Origin of the sequence: Streptomyces cathayae (assembly GCF_029760955.1) — a bacterium.
Classification (GTDB): domain Bacteria; phylum Actinomycetota; class Actinomycetes; order Streptomycetales; family Streptomycetaceae; genus Streptomyces; species Streptomyces cathayae.
In genome coordinates, this window is the sequence record NZ_CP121682.1 from 4,881,332 (window position 1) to 4,897,198 (window position 15,867).

The following is a 15,867-nucleotide window of genomic DNA, read 5'->3' on the forward strand; positions in this document are numbered from 1 at the left end:
GCGCCGCCGTTACTTCTTCCTGACGAAGCCCTCGTCCACCATCCAGTCCAGCGCCACCTGGTGGGGGTCCTGCCCGTCCACGTCCACCTTCGCGTTCAGGGTCCGCGCCACCTCGTTGTCCAGCCTCGCCGTGACCGGGTCGAGGACCTCCGCGATCGCCGGCCACTCCTTGAAGGTGCCGCTGTTGATCATCGGTGCCGCGTTGTAGTTGGGGAAGAACTTCCTGTCGTCCGCCATCACCACCAGGTTCATGGACTTGATGCGGCCGTCGGTGGTGAAGACCTCGCCGTAGGTGCAGGCGCCCTTGGCCGTCTGGGTGTAGATGATCCCGGTGTCCATCTGCGTGATGTTGCCCGCGCCCACGTCCATGCCGTAGGCCTTCTCCATGCCCGGCAGTCCGTCCGCCCGGTTGGCGAACTCGCCCTCCACGCACAGCGTCACCGCCGCCGGGTCGGACTTCGCCAGCGCGGCCACGTCCGACAGCGACTTCGTGCCGTACTTCCTGAAGTTCGCCTGGTTCATGGCCAGGGCGTAGGTGTTGTTCAGCGCCGCCGGCTCCAGCCAGGTCACCCCGTTCTTCACGTCGGCCTCGCGCACCGCCTCCCACTGCTTGCGCGGGTCGGGGATGGGCCTGCTGTTGCCCTGGTAGGTGATCCACGCCGTGCCGGTGTACTCGTACGCGGCGTCCGCGACCCCCTTCACGACCGCCGCCCGGGAGCCGACCGAGCCCTGGATGCCGGTGCGGTCGACGACGTCGGCGCCCGCCGCCTGGAAGGCGATGCCCATGATCGCGCCCAGGATCAGCTGCTCGGTGAACTCCTTCGAGGTGACGGTGAGTTTCGCGCCCTCCAGGGGCCTGCCCTTCCCGACCGAGCCGGGTTCCACGTCGTCGACCATGGGGGAGCCGCTGGTCAGCCCGCAGGAGGAGAGTCCCGCCAGCAGCATCCCGGCGAGCAGCAGGCACAGGCGGCGCCTCATGTGTCCGTCTCCAGCCCCCGTGGCCGCAGCAGCAGCTCGGCCAGCGAGGCCAGCCAGTCCACCAGCAGGGCCAGGGCGACGGTGAGGATCGAGCCCAGCACCAGGACCGGCATCCGCTGGCTGGTGATGCCGGTGGTGATCAGCACGCCCAGACCGCCGCCCCCGCCGAAGGTCGCGAGCGTGGCCGTGCCGACGTTCAGCACGAGCGCCGTACGCACCCCGGCGAGGATGAGGGGGACGGCCAGCGGCAGCTCCACCCGGGCCAGCACGCCCAGCGGGGACAGGCCGATGCCGCGCGCCGCCTCCAGCAGCGCCGGGTCGTTGGCCCGCAGTCCCGCGAGGGTGTTGGAGAGCACCGGCAGCACGGCGTAGGCGATGATGCCGATGAGGGCGGCCCTGCGGCCGATGCCCAGCCAGATCACCAGCAGCGCGAGCAGACCGATCGCGGGCGTCGCCTGGCCCATGTTGGCGAACGCCGTCGCGGCCGGGGCGGCCCGGCGGAACGCGGGCCGGGTCAGCAGGATGCCCAGCGGGATCGCGATGATCAGTACGAAGAACGTCGAGATCACGGTCAGCTCGATGTGCTGCCAGAGCGCCTTGGACACCTGCCCGTGGGACAGCGCGTTCCGGGACAGCGGGTCCAGATCGGCCTGGACGAACCACAGCCAGGTCGCGAGCAGCAGGGCGACCAGCGCCGTGGGCAGGAGCGTCAGCCGCTGCCAGGTCACCCGGGGCGCGCTCGCGACCGGGGCCCCGGACCCCGGGGGCCCCGGCCGCGCACCGCGCGTGGCCCCGCCCCCGCCCCTGCCGTCGTCGCTCCCGTCGCCGCCCCCGTCGCCGTCACCGTGGTCGTGGTCGTGGTCCCGGAAGGCGAGCCTCCTGGCCTCGTGCTCGTCGTCGGGCCGGTGCCCCGGAGAGGCGCTCACGCGCCACCCTCCCCGCCCGCGCCCTCCTGCTCGGCGTGCGTCCGGTCGCTCCGCCGGCCCTCCAGCTCGTGCTGGGCCTCCATCGCCTCCAGCCGGTCGGCCTCCAGGAGTTCGTGCACCGAGTTCATCAGCGTCTCCACGTCGACGACACCCTGGTACGTGCCGCGCCCGCCGGTGACCACCACCCGCCCCGAACTGTCGGTGAGGACGGCCTCCAGCGCGTCCCGCAGGGTCGCGTTCCGGGTCACCGTGTCCTGCACCAGGGTGCCCGCGCGGGCCAGCGAGCCCTTGGCCCGCATCAGGTCGCCGCGCCGGAGCCACTTGTAGGGGCGGCCCCGCCGGTCGAGCAGCAGGATCTCGTTCGAGCCGCTGGAGCGGAGCATGTCGAAGATCTGCTGGAGTGGGTCGTCGACGGTCACCGTCGGATAGTCGGTGATCCCCACGTCCCGCACCCGGGTGAGGTTCAGCCGCTTCAGCGCCGCCCCGGCGCCGACGAAGCCCGAGACGAAGTCGTCCGACGGGTTGGTGAGGATCGCCTCCGGGGTGTCGAACTGGGCGATGTGCGAGCGTTCGCGCAGCACCGCGATCCGGTCGCCCAGCTTGATCGCCTCGTCGAAGTCGTGGGTGACGAAGACGATCGTCTTGTGCAGTTCGTGCTGCAGCCGGATCAGCTCGTCCTGGAGGTGGTCCCGGGTGATCGGGTCCACCGCCCCGAACGGCTCGTCCATCAGCAGGACCGGCGGATCCGCCGCCAGCGCCCGCGCCACCCCCACCCGTTGCTGCTGCCCGCCGGAGAGCCGGCGCGGATAGCGGTCGTGGAACTCGCCGGGGTCCAGACCGACCAGGTCCAGCATCTGCTCCACCCGGTCCCGCACCCGGGCCGCCGGCCAGCGCAGCATCTTCGGCACCAGCGCGATGTTCTGCGCCACCGTCATGTGCGGGAACAGCCCGCTGGCCTGGATCGCGTACCCGACCTGGCGGCGCAGCCGCACCGGGTCCATGTGGGTGACGTCCTCGCCGCCGATGCGGATGCGGCCACTGCTCGGCTCGATCAGCCGGTTGATCATCTTCAGCGTGGTCGACTTCCCGCAGCCGGACGGGCCGACGAGGATGACGGTCTCGCCCGCCCTGATCTCCATGCTGACGTCGTCGACCGCCGGCTGCGCACTGCCCGGGTACCGCTTGGTGAGGTTCTCCAGCTCGATGGGCGCCCCGGTGGCCGACGGCGCGGCGGCGGTTTTTGACGCTCCGGTCGCTCCGGCCGCCCCGGACGTCCTGGGGACCCCCGGCGTCGGTGGCTCAGACACGGATCCCCCTGGAGATGGTCAGCCGTCCGAGCAGGACGTACGCGGCGTCGAAGAGCAGCGCGAGGACGATGATCCCGAGGGTGCCCGCGAGGACCTGGTTGAGCGCGTTCTTGCTGCCCAGCGAGGCGATCCCGCGGAAGATCAGGTTTCCGAGGCCGGGACCGGAGGCGTAGGCGGCGATGGCGGCGATGCCCATCAGCATCTGCGTGGAGACCCGGATCCCGGTGAGGATCGGCGGCCAGGCCAGCGGCAGTTCGACCCGCGCCAGCCGGGCCGTCCGCGACATGCCGATGCCCGTGGCCGCGTCCACCAGCGACGGATCGACCCCGCGCAGGCCGACGATGGCGTTGCGCACGATCGGCAGCAGCCCGTACAGCGTCAGCGCGATCACCGTCGGCGGCACCCCGAGCCCCACCAGCGGGATCAGCAGGCCGATCATGGCCAGCGACGGGATGGTCAGCAGGGTCGAGGTGGCGGTCGTGGCCAGGTCGCCCGCCCAGTCGCTGCGGTACGTCGCGACCCCGATCAGCACCCCGAGCACGGTCGCCGCCACCATGCACTGGAAGACGACACTGGCGTGCTGGTACGCGTCGACGAGCAGCTGCTGGTGGCGGTTGCCCAGGTACTCCCAGAAGTTCACGTCCGCTCACCCCAGCTCGGCCAGGCCCGTCCGGTCAGTCCGGTGTGCCCCGGCCGCCCTGCGGCGGCTCGCGGAGCGCCGCCTGCTCCACCAGGGGGATGATCCGCAGCGGAACGGGGTTCTCCATCACGATCGCCGTGGCGGCCCGGACGATTCCATCAAAACCGACGACCCGGTCGATCACCCGTTGGAGATCGGCGTTGGAACGGGCCACGAGCCGGCACAGCATGTCCCCGCTGCCGGTGGTGGTGTGCAGCTCGAGGACCTCCGGCACACTCGCCAAGTGCTCCCGGACATCGGGTCCTTGACCCTGCCGGATCTCCAGCGTCGCGAACGCCGTGACCGGGTAGCCGAGGGCCGCCGGGTCCACCTGGGGACCGAACCCGCGGATGACTCCGTTCGACTGAAGCCGGTCCAGCCGCGCCTGCACCGTCCCCCGCGCCACCCCGAGCCGCCGGGACATCTCCAGCACCCCCGTCCGCGGCTCCCGCGCCAGCAGCACGATGATCCGGCCGTCCAGCTGATCGATCGCCACGGAGGCCTCCCGGTGCGTGGTGGTCATCCTGTACAGAAAGCCCGGTGAATCGGGCGTTCGACTGGACATCCTGCCCAGCGGATACGTGAACTATTGCGCACCTTGCAGGGCTGCATCACCCTGCCCCTATGACGCAGACCACACACCTCACTCCCGACGCGACCGCCCGGCAGGCCGACCCCTTCCCGGTCAAGGGAATGGACGCGGTCGTCTTCGCCGTGGGCAACGCCAAGCAGGCGGCGCACTACTACTCCACCGCCTTCGGCATGAAGCTGGTCGCCTACTCCGGACCGGAGAACGGCAGCCGCGAGACCGCGAGCTACGTCCTGGAGAGCGGCTCCGCCCGGTTCGTCCTCACCTCGGTGGTCAAACCGTCCACCGAGTGGGGCACCTTCCTCGCCGAGCACGTCGCCGCGCACGGCGACGGCGTCGTCGACCTGGCCCTCGAGGTCCCCGACGCGCGGGCCGCGTACGCCTACGCCGTCGAGCACGGCGCCCGCTCCGTGGCCGAGCCGTACGAGCTGAAGGACGAGCACGGCACCGTCGTGCTCGCCGCGATCGCCACCTACGGCAAGACCCGGCACACCCTGGTCGAGCGCACCGGCTACGACGGGCCCTACCTGCCCGGCTACGTCACCGCCGACCCGATCGTCGAACCGCCCGCCCAGCGGTCCTTCCAGGCCATCGACCACTGCGTCGGCAACGTCGAGCTCGGCCGGATGAACGAGTGGGTCGCGTTCTACAACAAGGTCATGGGCTTCACGAACATGAAGGAGTTCGTGGGTGACGACATCGCCACCGAGTACAGCGCGCTGATGTCGAAGGTGGTCGCCGACGGCACGCTCAAGGTCAAGTTCCCGATCAACGAGCCCGCCGTCGCCAAGAAGAAGTCCCAGATCGACGAGTACCTGGAGTTCTACGGCGGCGCCGGCGTCCAGCACATCGCGCTCAACAGCAACGACATCGTGCAGACGGTCCGGCAGATGCGCGCGGCCGGTGTGCGGTTCCTGGACACCCCGGACTCGTACTACGACACCCTCGGCGAGTGGGTCGGCGACACCCGGGTGCCCGTGGAGACCCTGCGCGAGCTGAAGATCCTCGCCGACCGGGACGAGGACGGCTATCTGCTGCAGATCTTCACCAAGCCGGTCCAGGACCGGCCGACCGTGTTCTTCGAGATCATCGAACGGCACGGCTCCATGGGCTTCGGCAAGGGCAACTTCAAGGCCCTGTTCGAGGCGATCGAGCGGGAGCAGGAGCGCCGCGGCAACCTGTGACCGGTCGGGTCGGCCGGCCGCGGGACGCCGGCTGGCGGGGCGCCGGGTGCGGGGTGCGGGGCGCCGGGCGCCGGGTGCCGGGCGCCCGCATCCGGCGCCCCACCGGCCGACCCCGCCTCGGCCCACCGGCCGACCTCGTTTCGGCCCACCGGCCGACCTCGTTTCGGCCCACCGGCCGACCCCGCCTTAGTCCACCTCAGCCTGCTGCGACCTACTTCAGTCTGCTTCGTCCCGCCTCGGTCTGCTTCGGCCCGCTTCGGCTTCTTCTGCTCCCACGGCTTCTTCGGATTCCCCGGCCCTCTCGGCTCCCACGGCCTTTTCGGCTTCCCTGGTCCTCTCGGTTCTTTCGGCTTCTTCAGCCCCTTCAGCCCCTTCAGCCCCTTCGGCCCTTTCGGCCCTTTCGGCCTCCTTGGCCCTCTTGGCCCTCTTGGCCCTCTTGGCTTCCTCGGCCTTCTTGGCTCTCTCGGTTTCTTCCGTCTTCTCAGCCCGCTTGGCTACTTCTGCCCTCTCGGCTTCCCCGGCCCTTTTGGCCTCCTTGGCCTCCTTGGCCTTCTCGGCTTCCTCGAGCCTCTTGGCTTTCTCGGCCTTCTCGGCTTCCAAGGCTTCCTTGGCCCTCTTGGCCTCTTCTGCCCTCTCGGCCTCCTCGGCCCAGGCGGGCGGTCCGTCGTCGACGGGTGGTTCGCCCAGCCGTTCCAGTGCCGCCTCGGCCTGCGGCACCCGGAGCGGGGAGAAATACGGGTTGAGCGCCATCGCCTCCCGCAGATGCCGCCGCGCCGGCCCCCAACGCCCCAGTTGCCCCTCGATCATGCCCCGGTGGAAGAGGGACAGGGCGTTGCGCACCCCGCCCTTCGTCCTCTCCGTCGCCCGCACCGCGTACTCCAGCGCCTCCTCGGGTTTCCCCGACCGGTGCAGCGCCCAGCCCAGCGCGTCGGCCACCTCCGCCGACGGCTGCCGCCTCCACTCCGCCCGCAGCAGCCGCACCGCGGCCCCGGGGTCCCCGTGGTCCGCCTCGAACCGCCCGAGGACCAGGTCCTCGTCGACCCCGTGCGCGGCGGCCGCCCGCACCCGCTCGCGCAGCAGGTCGTACTGCACCCGGGCCGCCTGCCGCAGCCCCAGCGACGTGTACAACTCGCCCAGCTCCAGCGCGTACTCCGGTCGCGGCTGCCGGGCCAGCGCCGCCCGGTAGGCGTCGATCGCCTCCGTGGTCCGCCCGAGCGCGGCCAGCGCCCTGCCCTGCCCCGCCTGTGCCGCCCGCTGGTCCGGGTCGGTCCGCAGCGCCTCCTGGAAGTGCCGCAGCGCGTCCTCCCGGTCGCCGCGCTCCCAGGCCAGCTGTCCGGCCCGCTCCAGATACCCGGCCCGCTCGGCGGGGTCCCCGGCCGCGGCGGCGGCGTCGGACAGCTGGGCCGCCGCGTCCTCCTGCAGACCCTTGTCCCGGTACAGGGCCGCCGCCCGCGCCATCACGACCGGTCCCGACCACAGCGCCTTCAGCCTGTCCAGCGTCTTTTCCGCCGCCCCGCCGTCGCCGAGTCCTGCATACGCCTCGATCAGCGGCGGATACGTCGTCCACCGCTTCGGCTCCAGCCGCAGCGCCCGTTCGCCCCACTCGCGTGCGGCGGGGTAGTCGCGGCGCGCGTTTGCCAGCACCGCCATCCCGCGCAGCGCCCCGGCGTTGTCCTTCGCCCGTACCTTCAGCGAGGTGCGCAGCGCCTGCTCGGCCCGCGGGTAGTGCGCGGGGTCCGCCAGCCGTCGCCCCTGCTCCACCCGGGCCGCCCCGAGCACCGCCCAGGCCTCCGCGTCCTGCGGATGCTTCTCCAGATGCCGCTGCCGCTCCGCGATCAGGCTCTCCAGACCGGGCAGCGACGTCGGCACGCCACTGGCGACCGCCGCCAGGGCCGGTGCCCCCGGCGCCGGCTCCACGGGCCCGTCCGCCCCGTGCCCCCACGGCAGCAGCACCAGCACCCCGCCGATCACGGCGCACCCGGCGACCGAGCCGAGCAGCATCCGGCGGTTCACCCGCCGACGGGGCCCGCCGTGCCCAGGGGGCGCGTCCGGCTCGCGGGTCTCTTGTGGCTTGTCGTCCATGGCGCACACTGTGCGTCACATCATCTGTCGATACGACGAACCACACCCCGGCTCACGGCGGCTTACCACCGGGTGCCGTACGCGGGGTTCACACCGATGGCCCTGGGTGTCACGCTGTGATCATGAGCCGTATCGAAGCGCGACGCGATGAAGACACGGTGCCGGCCGACATCCTCGTCGACCGCCTGCTCGGCGGCCTGCCCCCCGAAGCGGTGCTCACCGACCCCGACATCACGGCCTCCTACGCCAACGACATGGCGAGCTTCTGCCCGGCCGGCAGCCCGGCGGTGGTCGTCCTGCCCCGTACGGTCGAACAGGTCCAGCACGTCATGCGCACCGCCACCGCACTGCGCGTCCCGGTCGTCCCGCAGGGCGCCCGCACCGGCCTGTCCGGCGCCGCCAACGCGACCGACGGATGCATCGTGCTCTCCCTGACCAGGATGGACGCCATCCTGGAGATCAACCCCGTCGACCGGATCGCCGTCGTCGAACCCGGCGTCGTCAACGCCGCCCTCTCCCGGGCCGTCGGCGAGCACGGCCTCTTCTATCCACCCGACCCCTCCAGCTGGGAGACGTGCACCATCGGCGGCAACATCGGCACCGCCTCCGGCGGGCTGTGCTGCGTGAAGTACGGGGTCACCGCCGAGTACGTACTCGGCCTCGACGTGGTCCTCGCCGACGGCCGCCTGATGTCCACCGGCCGCCGCACCGCCAAGGGCGTCGCCGGATACGACCTGACCCGCCTGTTCGTCGGTTCCGAGGGTTCCCTCGGCATCGTCGTGCGCGCGGTCCTCGCCCTGCGGCCCGAACCGCCCGAGCAGCTCGTCCTGGCCGCCGAGTTCGCCTCCGGCGCCGCCGCCTGCGACGCGGTGTGCCGCATCATGGCCGGCGGGCACGTCCCCTCGCTCCTCGAACTCATGGACCGCACCACGGTCAAGGCCGTCAACGACATGACCCACATGGGCCTCCCCGAGAGCACCGAGGCCCTGCTGCTCGCGGCGTTCGACACCACCGACCCCGCCGCCGACCTCGCCGCCCTCGGCGCGCTCTGCGAGGCCGCCGGAGCCACCCAGGTCGTACCGGCCGACGACACCGCCGAGTCCGAACTGCTGCTCAAGGCCCGGCGGCTGTCCCTGGTCGCGCTGGAAGCGGTCAAGGGCACCACGATGATCGACGACGTGTGCGTGCCCCGCTCCCGGCTCGGCGAACTCATCGACGGCGTCGAACGGATCTCCGAGAAGTACCGGCTCACCATCGGCGTCGTCGCCCACGCGGGGGACGGCAACACCCACCCGACGGTCTGCTTCGACGCCCAGGACCCCGAGGAGTCGCGCCGCGCCCGCGAGTCCTTCGACGAGATCATGGCCCTCGGCCTGGAACTCGGCGGCACCATCACCGGCGAGCACGGCGTCGGTGTCCTGAAGAAGGAGTGGCTGGCGCGCGAGATCGGCCCGGTGGGCCTGGAGATGCAGCGGGCCGTCAAACGGACCTTCGACCCGCTGAACCTCCTGAACCCGGGCAAGCTCTTCTGAACGACCGCTGCCCGCACCGCCTTTCCCCACCGCACCGGTACGAAAGGTTTTTCGTACCGGTACCAGATCGGCGCCCGAAAGGGGTGGGTCCGGCCGGACGGGCGGTGATGCTTGCGCCCGTCTGATAGATGTGGTTCCCCCGACCCACCCCCGAGCAGATACGGGACGACGGACATGAGCGCCCCCACCCCGGCCCCCGGCGACGACACGCCGCGCGAAGGCTACTACCCGGACCCGTCCATTCCCGGGTACGTCCGGTACTGGAACGGTGCCGCCTGGGTGCCGGGCACGAGCCGTCCGGCACCGGAGGGCGGCGGCGCGCCCCTCGCGCCGGCGGCGTCCGCCGGTACCGCTCCGGCGCCCTCCGCCGAGGAGACCGGCCCGCACTTCTTCGACGAGGACCCGGCCGACGAACCGTCCCCGTTCTCCTCCCCGTTCCCTTCTTCATCCCCTTCTTCGCCGCCTTCTCCGTCGCCCTCCCCGGCCGAATCCCAGCACGGCAGCCGGCCCGAGCCCGCCTCCGCCTGGGGCGCCGACCGCTCCCGCCAGTCGGGCTTCGGCGGCGACCAGGACCGCCGGGTCTCCTGGGGCGCGGACCCGAGAGTGCCGCACGCCCCCGGTCCGGACGCCGGCGGGACGCCCCCGGACGACGAGTTCGTGTTCCACCCGCCGGCGGCGCAGTCGCCCACCGCGCCCGCCGCCTCTTTTGGGCCCGCCCCGTCCTCCGGCGGTGCCCCGGCGGAGGAGGGCACCATGACCTTCCGTGCCGCCGGCCCGCGCAAGGGTCCGTCCGGGGGGCCCGGTTTCGGGGCCGGCAAGGCCGCCGCCGCGCGTGCCGCCCGCGCCGTCTCCGCCCAGGCGGCGAACGGGAGTCCGGCCGCCGCCACCCCGGCTGCCGCTCCGCAGGCCGTTCCTCCGCAAGCCGTCCCTCCGCAGGCCGCCGCTCCGACTCCCGCCCCCGCCCCCGCCCCGACCCCGGCACCGGCACCGGGGCCGCTGTCGAGCGGCCCCGGTGGGGGGCAGTCCTCCTGGGCGCAGCAGGTGAACCGGCGCACGGACGGGGAGGAGCGGCCCCCCGCGCCGTGGAAGCCACCGGTCGAGGACGTGTTCCAGGCTGCCGCCAGACGCCAGGCCTCGGCCCGGCCCGCGGGACTCGGCAAGCGGCTGGTCGCGCGTCTGCTGGACACGGTCCTGCTCGGCGGGATCACCGCGGTGGCCGCCGTGCCGCTCGGCATCGCGGCGGCGGACCACATCAAAGCGAAGATCGACGCGGCCAAACTGTCCGGCGAGACCGTCACGGTGTGGCTGCTCGACGGCACCACGTCGGTCCACCTCGGCATCGTCCTCGCCGTCCTCCTGGTCGGCGGTGTCCTCTACGAGGTGCTGCCCACCGTCACATGGGGCCGCACCCTGGGCAAGAAGCTGATGGGGCTCGAGGTACGGGACATCGAGGGACACGAGGCGCCGGAGTGGGGCGCGGCCCTGCGCCGTTGGCTGGTCTACAGCATCCCCGGTCTGCTCGTCATCGGTGTGGTGGGCGTCCTGTGGTGTCTGTTCGACAAGCCGTGGCGGCAGTGCTGGCACGACAAGGCCGCACACACGTTCGTCGCGGGCTAGGGCCTTTTCCGCCGGAAATTCTCTGACGGATCGTCCCGGCGCCGGTACTCCGGACGGCGGCTCGCCGGATGCGATGCCGGGGGGTTCGCGGTCGACTCGGGCCATGAGCACCGAACCGCCCCCCGGCTCCGGTCAGCAGCCGCCGGACGACGACCCGTTCAAGAAGCAGCCCCCACCCGGCAGCCAGCCCCCGCCGCCGCACCAGGGCGCGGGCGGCGGTTCGCAGGCGGGTGGCGGTGACCCGTACGGCAGTGGTGGCGGTGACCCGTACGGCGGTGGTGGCGGAGGTCCGTACGGTGGGGGCGGCCCCTACGGGCCTGGCCCCGGCGGCCCTTACGGGTCCGGTCCCGGCGACCCCCTCGCGGGGATGCCGCCGCTCGCCGACAGCGGCAGGCGCACCCTCGCCCGCATCATCGACATGATCCTCGTGGGCATCGTCCTCTGGCTGCTCACCTGGCCCTTCGGGGTGAGCGAGTACAACGTGAACGGCGACCAGATCAACGCGGGGAAGTCCTTCGCCCAGTCCCTCATCGCCGCGGTCCTCTACATCGGCTACGACACGTTCATGACGGCCCGCACGGGGCAGACCCTCGGCAAGAAGTGGCTGAAACTGAGGGTGGCCGACCTGTCCGACGGCGCGACCCCGTCCACGCAGACGTCACTGACCCGTGCCGCCGTGCTCTGGCTGCCGTTCGCGTTCTGCTGCGCCTGCGTCTGGACCGTGATCGCGGGTGGCTGGAGCTTCTTCGACCGGCCCTACAAGCAGGGCCTGCACGACAAGGCGGCCAAGACGGTCGTGGTGAGCACACGATGACGCCGGGCCGGCTCGAGGCCGGCCCGGCACCCGTCAGGAGACGGCCCGCGCCCGCACCGCCTCGCGGGCCGGTGCGGCTGCCGGTGACGGCACGGTCGCCCGTACCGGCTCCTGCGGCGCGGACCGCACCACCGGGGCGGGACGGGTGCGCCCGGAGAGCGGCACCGTCATGGCCACCAGCAGTCCGAGGGCGAGCGCCGCGACGACGACGAGCGCGATCCCCGCGCCCGAACTCGTCTGTGACAACAGCAGCATGGTGAAGGTCGAGAAGACCACGGTGCACGAACCGTAGACGAGCTGAGCGACAGTCGGACGGGGCATGGCCATCGTGTCCTCGGGAATCGGGGGCTGGCGGCCTGGCTTTCCACCGGCTCGACGGTGTGCCGCCAGGCGACTCTCACCGCGAGCGTGCCCGAGCGGAACGCACGGTAAGCGTGACCTGACCGACGGGGCCGGTGCACAGGGGGCGCACGGAGTCATGCCGTCCGCACGGCCGTGCCCGGCGTGTCCGCGAAGTCAACGGCGCCTCTGCATAATGCAATTGTCCTGTTCAAGTCAAGGTCTGTTTTTTCTGCTGAACCTTTAGTCAAATGTGGTCACTTGACTACACGCGTTGATCACGTGTGCGCGACCATCCATCACCCGGACCCTGCTTTCGCGCGCACGAACGCGGGAGGGGATCTCAAGTGACCAGTAGACCCTGGACGTTCAGAGCAGCCGCGACGGGCGTGGCGCTCGCGGCGGTCACCGCCACCTGCTCTGCGTTCACCGTGGCCCAGGCCGACACGGCCGACCGGGCCGACCGGCCCGCCACCGTGGACCGACAGGACCCGGCGGAGCACCAGCACGTGGAGCACGACCTCGCGGGGCCGCTCTCCAAGACAAGGACGGCACAGCGCGAAGAGGCCCTGAACCAGGTCATATCAGGCCAGGCGTCGGTCAAGAACCGGGACGGTTCGAAGGTCGTCGAACTCAAGGGCAAGGGCAAGAAGGGCACCGGCAAGTACGTCGAGCTCGGCCGCGAGAAGACCGACAAGATCTTCACGATCCTGGTCGAGTTCGGCGACGAGATCGACAGCCGCTACGGCGGCACCCGCGGCCCGCTGCACAACGAGATAGCCGAGCCGGACCGCAGGGTGGACAACTCCACCGCGTGGCAGGCGGACTACGACCAGAAGCACTTCGAGGACATGTACTTCGGCACCGGCAAGGGTGTCGAGTCGCTCAAGACGTACTACGAGAAGCAGTCCTCGGGCCGCTACTCGGTCGAGGGCGAGGTCTCCGACTGGGTCAAGGTCCCCTACAACGAGGCCCGTTACGGCTCCAACCAGTGCGTTCCCGACAACTGCGCCTGGTACGTGGTGCAGGACGGCGTCAACGCCTGGGTCGACGACCAGAAGGCGGCCGGCCGGACCGGCGCCGAGATCAGCGCCGATCTCGCCGAGTACGACCAGTGGGACCGCTACGACCACGACGGCGACGGCGACTTCAACGAGCCCGACGGCTACATCGACCACTTCCAGATCGTGCACGCCGGTGAGGACGAGTCCGCCGGCGGCGGTGCCCAGGGCGAGGACGCGATCTGGGCCCACCGCTGGTACGCCTTCGGCACCGACGCCGGCGCCACCGGACCCGAGCAGAACAAGCTCGGCGGCACCCAGATCGGCGACACCGGCATCTGGGTCGGCGACTACACCATCCAGCCGGAGAACGGCGGACTCGGCGTCTTCGCCCACGAGTACGGTCACGACCTCGGTCTGCCGGACCACTACGACACCGCGGGCGGTGAGAACTCCACCGGCTTCTGGACCCTGATGTCCTCCGGCTCCTGGCTCGGCACCGGCAAGAACGAGATCGGTGACCTGCCCGGCGACATGACCGCCTGGGACAAGCTCCAGCTGGGCTGGCTGGACTACGACACGGCCAAGGCCGCGACGAAGTCGAAGCACAAGCTGGGCCCCGCCGAGTACAACACCCGTGACAAGCAGGCTCTCGTGGTCGCGCTGCCCGAGAAGGCGGTCACCACCGAGGTGGTCGTCCCGGCCGAGGGCGAGACCCAGTGGTGGAGCGGCAGCGGTGACGACCTGAGGAACACCCTGACCCGTTCGGTGGACCTCACCGGCAAGGCGTCGGCCGAGCTGACCCTCGACGGCTGGTACGAGATCGAGTCCGACTACGACTTCCTCTACGCCGAGGTCTCGACCGACGACGGCGCCAACTGGACCGCCCTGGACGGCACGGTGGACGGCCGGCCGATCCCACGCGACGGCAGCGACAAGCCGGCCCTGCACGGCACGGTCGACGGCTACCAGCCGCTGGCGTACCCGCTGGACGCCTACGCCGGTCAGCGGATCGACCTGCGCTTCCGCTACCAGACCGACGGCGGCCTGGCGATGAAGGGCTTCGCGGCCGACCGGATCTCGGTGACGGCGGACGGCACCGCCCTGTTCACGGACGACGCGGAGACCGCGGACGCCGCCTGGACGGCGAAGGGCTTCTCCCGCATCGGAGCGTCCTTCACCAAGGACTACGCGCAGTACTACATCGCCGAGAACCGCCAGTACGTGTCGTACGACAAGACGTTGAAGGTCGGCCCGTACAACTTCGGCTTCGCGAACAGCCGTCCGGACTGGGTGGAGCACTTCCCGTACCAGAACGGCCTGTTGATCTGGAAGTGGGACACCTCCCAGGCCGACAACAACACCAGCCGCCACCCGGGCAGGGGCCTGATCCTGCCGGTCGACTCGCACCCGACCGCGCTGAAGTGGTCCGACGGCACGCTGATGCGCAACCGTATCCAGACGTACGACGCGCCGTTCAGCACGTTCCGCACGGACGGCATCACGCTGCACAAGAACGGCGTCGCGACCAAGATCCGCTCCTCGAAGGGGGTGCCGGTCTTCAACGACCGGACGAACACCTACTACGACGGGACGAACCCGACCGGTGGTGTCCAGATCACTGACACCAACACCAAGATCAAGATCGTCAAGGAGTCCGGAAACGGCTCGACGATCCACCTCGAAGTGGGCCGCGCGACGAAGTAAACAGCGTTTTCGCAGCTCAGAGCGTGATCGGCGGTGACCCCCTGGCGGGTTGCCGCCGATCCGTGTTTAGGTGCGTCCTGTGGCTTTCTTATTGACACCTGGTCCGACGGGGGTATGACATCCATGGCCGCAGGAGGTTTCTGCAAGCTGCCGAACGGCACCGTGGTGGTGGCGCTGAACCTGCCCAGCCCCGCCGCCGGCCCCACCGGCTCGGTGCGCTTCCTCGTGCACGCGGGCAACCGGGCGCGCGCCCTGACCAGGCTGCGCAACCTGGGCCTGCGCGCCGTCTACCTGCGGGGCAACGCGGCCCCGCCGAGCCCCGACGAGATCACCGCGGTGCTGCACCATCCCGACGGGCTCATCTGGCGCACGGCACCCGGCAGCGGCGTCCTGGCCGGCACCGCGCCGGCCGTGGAGCTGTGGCATCCGATCAGGGCACTGCTCGGGCGCCCCACGGCCCCCGCCTGACCCGGCGGTCCCGCGGTCACCGCACGCCTCCTGCGCGTCTACTGCACGACGGGCTTCCCCGAGAGCTCCACGCCCGCTCCGCGCAGCTCCTCGAGCGCCCGCTCGGTGGTCTGTGCGGCCACCCCGGCGGTGAGGTCGAGCAGGACCTGGGCGCGGAAGCCCTCGCGGGTGGCGTCCAGCGCGGTGGCGCGCACGCAGTGGTCGGTGGCGATGCCCACCACGTCCACCTCGTCGATCTGCCGCTCCCGCAGCCAGTCGGCCAGCGTCACACCGTTCTCGTCGGTCCCCTCGAAGCCGCTGTACGCCGCCGAGTACGCCCCCTTGTCGAAGACGGCGTCGACCGCGCCGGAGCTGACCGCGGGGGCGAAGTTCGGGTGGAAGCCGGCGCCCTCCGTCCCGGCGACGCAGTGCGCGGGCCAGGAGCTGACGTAGTCGGGGTTGTCGGCGAAGTGGCCGCCGGGGGCGATGTGGTGGTCGCGGGTGGCCACCACGTGCCGGTAGCCGGCCGGGGCCGGGGTCTGAGCGATCAGCTCGGTGATGGCGGCGGCCACGTCGGCACCACCGGTGACGGCGAGGCTGCCCCCCTCGCAGAAGTCGTTCTGCACGTCAACGACGATCAAGGCGCGGCGCATGGTCGGAGTCCT

Annotated in this window: 13 protein-coding genes and 1 pseudogene; 6 read left to right on the forward strand and 8 right to left on the reverse strand. The window is 71.3% G+C overall.

What is annotated here, in order from left to right; translation table 11 throughout:
• Window positions 1–9: 9 nt before the first annotated feature.
• The 5 genes from PYS65_RS22335 to PYS65_RS22355 all read right to left on the reverse strand — a co-directional run bounded on the left by PYS65_RS22335 (window position 10) and on the right by PYS65_RS22355 (window position 4,386).
• Entirely contained in the window at window positions 10–978 is a 969-nt protein-coding gene (locus PYS65_RS22335) for a glycine betaine ABC transporter substrate-binding protein (protein WP_279335712.1), read from the reverse strand.
• Window positions 975–1,904, reverse strand: a complete 930-nt coding sequence (locus tag PYS65_RS22340) for an ABC transporter permease (RefSeq protein WP_279335713.1) — start codon at window positions 1,902–1,904, stop codon at window positions 975–977. Before PYS65_RS22340 ends, PYS65_RS22335 begins: the two co-directional genes overlap by 4 nt.
• Window positions 1,901–3,109: a betaine/proline/choline family ABC transporter ATP-binding protein gene (locus PYS65_RS22345; RefSeq protein ID WP_279338034.1), complete on the reverse strand. Its 1,209-nt coding sequence runs from the start codon at window positions 3,107–3,109 to the stop codon at window positions 1,901–1,903. Before PYS65_RS22345 ends, PYS65_RS22340 begins: the two co-directional genes overlap by 4 nt.
• 94 nt (window positions 3,110–3,203) lie before the next feature.
• Window positions 3,204–3,851, reverse strand: a complete 648-nt coding sequence (locus PYS65_RS22350) for an ABC transporter permease (RefSeq protein WP_279335714.1) — start codon at window positions 3,849–3,851, stop codon at window positions 3,204–3,206.
• A 34-nt stretch (window positions 3,852–3,885) separates the two neighbouring features.
• Window positions 3,886–4,386 (reverse strand): Lrp/AsnC family transcriptional regulator, encoded by a 501-nt coding sequence (locus PYS65_RS22355; RefSeq protein WP_279338035.1) that lies wholly within the window; start codon window positions 4,384–4,386, stop codon window positions 3,886–3,888.
• A 128-nt stretch (window positions 4,387–4,514) separates the two neighbouring features.
• Here PYS65_RS22355 and hppD point away from each other — a divergent pair, with 128 nt between their 5' ends.
• Entirely contained in the window at window positions 4,515–5,663 is a 1,149-nt protein-coding gene (gene hppD / locus PYS65_RS22360) for a 4-hydroxyphenylpyruvate dioxygenase (protein ID WP_279335715.1), read from the forward strand.
• Window positions 5,664–6,320: 657 nt separating this feature from the next.
• On the opposite strand, the pseudogene PYS65_RS22365 reads toward hppD, so the two are convergent.
• Window positions 6,321–7,745 (reverse strand): annotated as a pseudogene (locus PYS65_RS22365) (tetratricopeptide repeat protein); the annotation flags it as partial.
• 116 nt (window positions 7,746–7,861) lie between these two features.
• On the opposite strand from PYS65_RS22365, the gene PYS65_RS22370 reads away from it, so the two are divergent.
• The 3 genes from PYS65_RS22370 (at window position 7,862) to PYS65_RS22380 (ending at window position 11,708) form a co-directional block, all read left to right on the forward strand.
• Complete coding sequence (locus tag PYS65_RS22370; protein ID WP_387037539.1) at window positions 7,862–9,277, forward strand: FAD-binding oxidoreductase; 1,416 nt, start codon at window positions 7,862–7,864, stop codon at window positions 9,275–9,277.
• Between the two features lie 174 nt (window positions 9,278–9,451).
• Entirely contained in the window at window positions 9,452–10,894 is a 1,443-nt protein-coding gene (locus PYS65_RS22375) for an RDD family protein (RefSeq protein ID WP_279335717.1), read from the forward strand.
• Between the two features lie 103 nt (window positions 10,895–10,997).
• Window positions 10,998–11,708 (forward strand): RDD family protein, encoded by a 711-nt coding sequence (locus PYS65_RS22380; protein ID WP_279335718.1) that lies wholly within the window; start codon window positions 10,998–11,000, stop codon window positions 11,706–11,708.
• 33 nt (window positions 11,709–11,741) lie between these two features.
• Here the strand turns inward: PYS65_RS22380 and PYS65_RS22385 are convergent, their stop codons facing one another.
• A complete protein-coding gene (locus tag PYS65_RS22385) occupies window positions 11,742–12,035 on the reverse strand; it encodes a hypothetical protein (protein WP_279335719.1) in 294 nt (97 codons plus the stop codon).
• 359 nt (window positions 12,036–12,394) lie between these two features.
• Between PYS65_RS22385 and PYS65_RS22390 the strand changes: the two genes are divergently transcribed.
• Window positions 12,395–14,755, forward strand: a complete 2,361-nt coding sequence (locus PYS65_RS22390; protein ID WP_279335720.1) for an immune inhibitor A domain-containing protein — start codon at window positions 12,395–12,397, stop codon at window positions 14,753–14,755.
• Window positions 14,756–14,878: 123 nt separating this feature from the next.
• Window positions 14,879–15,223 (forward strand): hypothetical protein, encoded by a 345-nt coding sequence (locus PYS65_RS22395; protein WP_279335721.1) that lies wholly within the window; start codon window positions 14,879–14,881, stop codon window positions 15,221–15,223.
• Between the two features lie 38 nt (window positions 15,224–15,261).
• On the opposite strand, the gene PYS65_RS22400 is transcribed toward PYS65_RS22395, so the two are convergent.
• Window positions 15,262–15,855 (reverse strand): nicotinamidase, encoded by a 594-nt coding sequence (locus PYS65_RS22400; protein ID WP_279335722.1) that lies wholly within the window; start codon window positions 15,853–15,855, stop codon window positions 15,262–15,264.
• Window positions 15,856–15,867: the final 12 nt, after the last annotated feature.